Source organism: Pseudomonas sp. LPH60, assembly GCF_030718165.1.
Classification (GTDB): Bacteria; Pseudomonadota; Gammaproteobacteria; order Pseudomonadales; family Pseudomonadaceae; genus Aquipseudomonas; species Aquipseudomonas danubii.
This window is the reverse complement of record NZ_JAVAJH010000021.1, coordinates 1-5,204: the sequence shown is the minus strand read 5'-3', so window position 1 is coordinate 5,204 and position 5,204 is coordinate 1. Positions and strand designations below refer to the sequence as shown.

Annotated in this window: 2 tRNA genes and 2 rRNA genes; all 4 read left to right on the top strand. The window is 51.1% G+C overall.

From position 1 onward, the window contains the following. The first annotated feature begins 242 nt into the window (after positions 1-242). The 4 genes from Q8O96_RS31010 (at position 243) to Q8O96_RS30995 (ending at position 5,180) form a co-directional block, all read left to right on the top strand. Positions 243-1,781 (top strand): 16S ribosomal RNA (locus Q8O96_RS31010). A gap of 123 nt (positions 1,782-1,904) precedes the next feature. Further along, positions 1,905-1,981 (top strand) — tRNA-Ile (locus Q8O96_RS31005). A 10-nt stretch (positions 1,982-1,991) separates the two neighbouring features. Then, positions 1,992-2,067 (top strand) — tRNA-Ala (locus tag Q8O96_RS31000). 221 nt (positions 2,068-2,288) lie between these two features. Further along, positions 2,289-5,180: ribosomal RNA gene (locus Q8O96_RS30995) — 23S ribosomal RNA — on the top strand. The 16S and 23S rRNA genes sit together here with 2 tRNA genes alongside, the layout of an rRNA operon. Positions 5,181-5,204: the final 24 nt, after the last annotated feature.

The window sequence follows — 5,204 nt, the reverse complement described above, 5'->3', positions numbered from 1 at the left end:
CTTCTTAAAAAAATCACTTGACAGTAAATGAGGCTGCTGTAGAATGCGCGCCTCGGTTGAGACGAAAGATCTTAACCAACCGCTCTTTAACAACTGAATCAAGCAATTCGTGTGGGTGCTTGTGGAGTCAGACTGATAGTCAAAAAGATTATCAGCATCACAAGTTACTCCGCGAGAAATCAAAGATGTAACCAACGATTGCTGAGCCAAGTTTAGGGTTTTCTCAAAACCCAAAGATGTTTGAACTGAAGAGTTTGATCATGGCTCAGATTGAACGCTGGCGGCAGGCCTAACACATGCAAGTCGAGCGGCAGCACGGGTACTTGTACCTGGTGGCGAGCGGCGGACGGGTGAGTAATGCCTAGGAATCTGCCTAGTAGTGGGGGATAACGTCCGGAAACGGGCGCTAATACCGCATACGTCCTACGGGAGAAAGTGGGGGATCTTCGGACCTCACGCTATTAGATGAGCCTAGGTCGGATTAGCTAGTTGGTGAGGTAATGGCTCACCAAGGCGACGATCCGTAACTGGTCTGAGAGGATGATCAGTCACACTGGAACTGAGACACGGTCCAGACTCCTACGGGAGGCAGCAGTGGGGAATATTGGACAATGGGCGAAAGCCTGATCCAGCCATGCCGCGTGTGTGAAGAAGGTCTTCGGATTGTAAAGCACTTTAAGTTGGGAGGAAGGGCAGTTACCTAATACGTGATTGTTTTGACGTTACCGACAGAATAAGCACCGGCTAACTCTGTGCCAGCAGCCGCGGTAATACAGAGGGTGCAAGCGTTAATCGGAATTACTGGGCGTAAAGCGCGCGTAGGTGGTTTGTTAAGTTGGATGTGAAAGCCCCGGGCTCAACCTGGGAACTGCATCCAAAACTGGCAAGCTAGAGTATGGTAGAGGGTGGTGGAATTTCCTGTGTAGCGGTGAAATGCGTAGATATAGGAAGGAACACCAGTGGCGAAGGCGACCACCTGGACTGATACTGACACTGAGGTGCGAAAGCGTGGGGAGCAAACAGGATTAGATACCCTGGTAGTCCACGCCGTAAACGATGTCAACTAGCCGTTGGGAGCCTTGAGCTCTTAGTGGCGCAGCTAACGCATTAAGTTGACCGCCTGGGGAGTACGGCCGCAAGGTTAAAACTCAAATGAATTGACGGGGGCCCGCACAAGCGGTGGAGCATGTGGTTTAATTCGAAGCAACGCGAAGAACCTTACCAGGCCTTGACATCCAATGAACTTTCTAGAGATAGATTGGTGCCTTCGGGAGCATTGAGACAGGTGCTGCATGGCTGTCGTCAGCTCGTGTCGTGAGATGTTGGGTTAAGTCCCGTAACGAGCGCAACCCTTGTCCTTAGTTACCAGCACGTTATGGTGGGCACTCTAAGGAGACTGCCGGTGACAAACCGGAGGAAGGTGGGGATGACGTCAAGTCATCATGGCCCTTACGGCCTGGGCTACACACGTGCTACAATGGTCGGTACAAAGGGTTGCCAAGCCGCGAGGTGGAGCTAATCCCATAAAACCGATCGTAGTCCGGATCGCAGTCTGCAACTCGACTGCGTGAAGTCGGAATCGCTAGTAATCGCGAATCAGAATGTCGCGGTGAATACGTTCCCGGGCCTTGTACACACCGCCCGTCACACCATGGGAGTGGGTTGCACCAGAAGTAGCTAGTCTAACCTTCGGGAGGACGGTTACCACGGTGTGATTCATGACTGGGGTGAAGTCGTAACAAGGTAGCCGTAGGGGAACCTGCGGCTGGATCACCTCCTTAATCGACGACATCAGCTGCTTCATAAGCTCCCACACGAATTGCTTGATTCATTGAAGAAGACGATAGAAGCAGCTTTAAGCTCCAAGCTGATAGCTCCAAGCTAACAGTTACAAGCTCGAAATTGGGTCTGTAGCTCAGTTGGTTAGAGCGCACCCCTGATAAGGGTGAGGTCGGCAGTTCGAATCTGCCCAGACCCACCAATTTTGTTATGGGGCCATAGCTCAGCTGGGAGAGCGCCTGCCTTGCACGCAGGAGGTCAGCGGTTCGATCCCGCTTGGCTCCACCATAAACTGCTTCTGAAAGCTTAGAAATGAGCATTCTGTTTGAATGTTGATTTCTAGTCTTTTGATTAGATCGTTCTTTAAAAATTTGGGTATGTGATAGAAAGATAGACTGAACGTTACTTTCACTGGTAACGGATCAGGCTAAGGTAAAATTTGTGAGTTAAATTGCAAATTTTCGGCGAATGTCGTCTTCATAGTATAACCAGATTGCTTGGGGTTATATGGTCAAGTGAAGAAGCGCATACGGTGGATGCCTTGGCAGTCAGAGGCGATGAAAGACGTGGTAGCCTGCGATAAGCTTCGGGGAGTCGGCAAACAGACTTTGATCCGGAGATCTCTGAATGGGGGAACCCAGCCATCATAAGATGGTTATCTTGTACTGAATACATAGGTGCAAGAGGCGAACCAGGGGAACTGAAACATCTAAGTACCCTGAGGAAAAGAAATCAACCGAGATTCCCTTAGTAGTGGCGAGCGAACGGGGACTAGCCCTTAAGTGGCTTTGAGATTAGCGGAACGCTCTGGAAAGTGCGGCCATAGTGGGTGATAGCCCTGTACGCGAAAATCTCTTAGTCATGAAATCGAGTAGGACGGGGCACGAGAAACCTTGTCTGAATATGGGGGGACCATCCTCCAAGGCTAAATACTACTGACTGACCGATAGTGAACTAGTACCGTGAGGGAAAGGCGAAAAGAACCCCGGAGAGGGGAGTGAAATAGATCCTGAAACCGTATGCGTACAAGCAGTGGGAGCAGACTTTGTTCTGTGACTGCGTACCTTTTGTATAATGGGTCAGCGACTTATTTTCAGTGGCGAGCTTAACCGAATAGGGGAGGCGTAGCGAAAGCGAGTCTTAATAGGGCGTCTAGTCGCTGGGAATAGACCCGAAACCGGGCGATCTATCCATGGGCAGGTTGAAGGTTAGGTAACACTGACTGGAGGACCGAACCGACTACCGTTGAAAAGTTAGCGGATGACCTGTGGATCGGAGTGAAAGGCTAATCAAGCTCGGAGATAGCTGGTTCTCCTCGAAAGCTATTTAGGTAGCGCCTCATGTATCACTGTAGGGGGTAGAGCACTGTTTCGGCTAGGGGGTCATCCCGACTTACCAAACCGATGCAAACTCCGAATACCTACAAGTGCCGAGCATGGGAGACACACGGCGGGTGCTAACGTCCGTCGTGAAAAGGGAAACAACCCAGACCGTCAGCTAAGGTCCCAAAGTTATGGTTAAGTGGGAAACGATGTGGGAAGGCTTAGACAGCTAGGAGGTTGGCTTAGAAGCAGCCACCCTTTAAAGAAAGCGTAATAGCTCACTAGTCGAGTCGGCCTGCGCGGAAGATGTAACGGGGCTCAAACCATACACCGAAGCTACGGGTATCACGTAAGTGATGCGGTAGAGGAGCGTTCTGTAAGCCTGTGAAGGTGAGTTGAGAAGCTTGCTGGAGGTATCAGAAGTGCGAATGCTGACATGAGTAACGACAATGGGTGTGAAAAACACCCACGCCGAAAGACCAAGGTTTCCTGCGCAACGTTAATCGACGCAGGGTTAGTCGGTCCCTAAGGCGAGGCTGAAAAGCGTAGTCGATGGAAAACAGGTTAATATTCCTGTACTTCTAGTTATTGCGATGGAGGGACGGAGAAGGCTAGGCCAGCTTGGCGTTGGTTGTCCAAGTTTAAGGTGGTAGGCTGGAATCTTAGGTAAATCCGGGGTTCTAAGGCCGAGAGCTGATGACGAGTTACCTTTTAGGTGACGAAGTGGTTGATGCCATGCTTCCAAGAAAAGCTTCTAAGCTTCAGATAACTAGGAACCGTACCCCAAACCGACACAGGTGGTTGGGTAGAGAATACCAAGGCGCTTGAGAGAACTCGGGTGAAGGAACTAGGCAAAATGGCACCGTAACTTCGGGAGAAGGTGCGCCGGTGAGGGTGAAGGACTTGCTCCGTAAGCTCATGCCGGTCGAAGATACCAGGCCGCTGCGACTGTTTATTAAAAACACAGCACTCTGCAAACACGAAAGTGGACGTATAGGGTGTGACGCCTGCCCGGTGCCGGAAGGTTAATTGATGGGGTTAGCTAACGCGAAGCTCTTGATCGAAGCCCCGGTAAACGGCGGCCGTAACTATAACGGTCCTAAGGTAGCGAAATTCCTTGTCGGGTAAGTTCCGACCTGCACGAATGGCGTAACGATGGCGGCGCTGTCTCCACCCGAGACTCAGTGAAATTGAAATCGCTGTGAAGATGCAGTGTATCCGCGGCTAGACGGAAAGACCCCGTGAACCTTTACTATAGCTTTGCACTGGACTTTGAATTTGCTTGTGTAGGATAGGTGGGAGGCTTTGAAGCGTGAACGCCAGTTTGCGTGGAGCCATCCTTGAAATACCACCCTGGCAACTTTGAGGTTCTAACTCAGGTCCGTTATCCGGATCGAGGACAGTGTATGGTGGGTAGTTTGACTGGGGCGGTCTCCTCCTAAAGAGTAACGGAGGAGTACGAAGGTGCGCTCAGACCGGTCGGAAATCGGTCGTAGAGTATAAAGGCAAAAGCGCGCTTGACTGCGAGACAGACACGTCGAGCAGGTACGAAAGTAGGTCTTAGTGATCCGGTGGTTCTGTATGGAAGGGCCATCGCTCAACGGATAAAAGGTACTCCGGGGATAACAGGCTGATACCGCCCAAGAGTTCATATCGACGGCGGTGTTTGGCACCTCGATGTCGGCTCATCACATCCTGGGGCTGAAGCCGGTCCCAAGGGTATGGCTGTTCGCCATTTAAAGTGGTACGCGAGCTGGGTTTAGAACGTCGTGAGACAGTTCGGTCCCTATCTGCCGTGGACGTTTGAGATTTGAGAGGGGCTGCTCCTAGTACGAGAGGACCGGAGTGGACGAACCTCTGGTGTTCCGGTTGTCACGCCAGTGGCATTGCCGGGTAGCTATGTTCGGAAAAGATAACCGCTGAAAGCATCTAAGCGGGAAACTTGCCTCAAGATGAGATCTCACTGGGATCTTGAATCCCCTAAAGGGCCGTCGAAGACTACGACGTTGATAGGTTGGGTGTGTAAGCGCTGTGAGGCGTTGAGCTAACCAATACTAATTGCCCGTGAGGCTTGACCATATAACACCCAAGCAATTTGCTTAA